1 protein-coding gene is annotated in these 1,665 nt (G+C 59.6%); it reads left to right on the forward strand.

Going from position 1 to position 1,665, the window contains the following annotated elements:
* Positions 1-76 precede the first annotated feature (76 nt).
* Positions 77-1,629 (forward strand): IS3 family transposase gene (locus tag OKC29_RS22965; RefSeq protein WP_113736295.1). Its coding sequence is split into 2 segments (ribosomal slippage): positions 77-539 and positions 539-1,629, totalling 1,554 coding nucleotides; the frame shifts between segments, so codons are not numbered across the junction.
* Positions 1,630-1,665: the final 36 nt, after the last annotated feature.

Raw genomic sequence — 1,665 nt, forward strand, 5'->3', positions numbered from 1 at the left:
CCCCCGGTGTCAGAATAGTTGTCGCCTGACCTGAACCATTTAAAAGTGAAGACCGGGGGCGGATAAAGAGTGTCGAATGGCTCGTTATTCAAGTGAGCGTAAGGCCGCTTTGCTCAAGAAGCTGCTGCCTCCCATCAATATGTCGGTTGCTGAGTTGGCTCGTCAGGAAAACATTAGCGAGGTCACTCTGTATAATTGGCGCAAACAAGCCAAAGACGGAGGGGCTCCTGTGCCCGGGGACAACAAACTGACCGATGAATGGCCGGCCGAGGCCAAGTTCGCCGTCGTGCTGGAAACCGCTGCGCTTTCCGAGATTGAACTCAGTGAGTATTGCCGCCGCAAGGGGCTCTACCCCGAGCAGGTCCAGCAATGGCGCCAAGCCTGTATTCTGGGCCAGCAATCCGCTCGTGCTCTACAGCAGGCCGAGAAGGCACAGTCCAAGGCGGACAAGAAGCGCATCCGGCAACTAGAGCAAGAGTTGCGTCGTAAAGACAAGGCCCTGGCCGAGGCGGCAGCTCTGCTGATATTGCAAAAAAAGCTCGATGCCTACTGGAGCAACGTCGACGAGGCCGATTGACCTCGTTGCCAGAGCGGCAGCAATACGTTGCATGGTGGCGCGAAGCGCTTGAAGCTGGCGCCCGCAAGCATCCTGCGGCCGAGGTGTTGGGGCTGAGTCTGCGCACGCTCCAGCGCTGGTTGGCCGAGCCTGAGCTGAGTGCCGATGGGCGGCCGGATGCGGTTCGCCCTACGCCAGCCCATGCCTTGAGTCCAGAGGAGCGGCAGGCCGTGCTGGACGTCTGCAATAGCCAGGAGTTCGCCTCGTTGCCGCCGAGTCAAATCGTACCACGGCTGGCCGACCAAGGGCGTTACTTGGCCAGCGAGTCGAGCTTCTATCGCATCTTGCGGGCGGCTGACCAGCAGCACAGGCGTGGCCGGAGCCAGCCACCGCGTCATGTGCCGGCACCAACCAGTCATGCCGCGACCGGGCCCAATCAAGTGTGGTCCTGGGATATCACCTACTTGCCGTCACTCGTGCGCGGCCAGTATTACTACCTCTATCTGATAGAGGACATCTACAGCCGCAAAGGGGTGGGCTGGGAAGTGCATGAGCAAGAGTGCGGTGAACAAGCGGCGGCGTTGCTGCAACGGAGCGTCATCCGCGAGCAGTGCTGGAAGCAGCCGCTGGTCTTGCACTCGGACAACGGCGCGCCGATGAAGTCGGTCACGCTGCTGACCAAGATGTATGATCTGGGTGTCACGCCCTCGCGGGGACGGCCTCGGGTCAGCAACGATAATCCGTACTCGGAGTCATTGTTCCGGACGCTGAAGTACTGTCCGCAGTGGCCATCAGACGGCTTTGCCAGTCTGGATGCGGCCAGGGAGTGGGTACGTGACTTTATGACTTGGTATAACGAAGAGCACCGGCATAGCCGTATCCGCTTCGTCACCCCCAACGAGCGGCATCGGGGCGAAGATAAAGCGCTGCTGGCGAAACGGGATGCGGTGTATCAGGCGGCCCGAGCGCGACATCCAACCAGGTGGAGTGGCAAGACGCGAGATTGGACACCGATCGGTGCCGTGATGCTGAATCCTGATAGGTCCGAACCAGAGCAAAAACAGGCAGTTTAAAACAGGTTTACGCGACAACTATCTTGAAAAACGCCG

This window comes from Aeromonas sp. QDB34, from assembly GCF_027705405.1.
In the GTDB taxonomy this organism is placed as follows: Bacteria; Pseudomonadota; Gammaproteobacteria; order Enterobacterales; family Aeromonadaceae; genus Aeromonas; species Aeromonas hydrophila.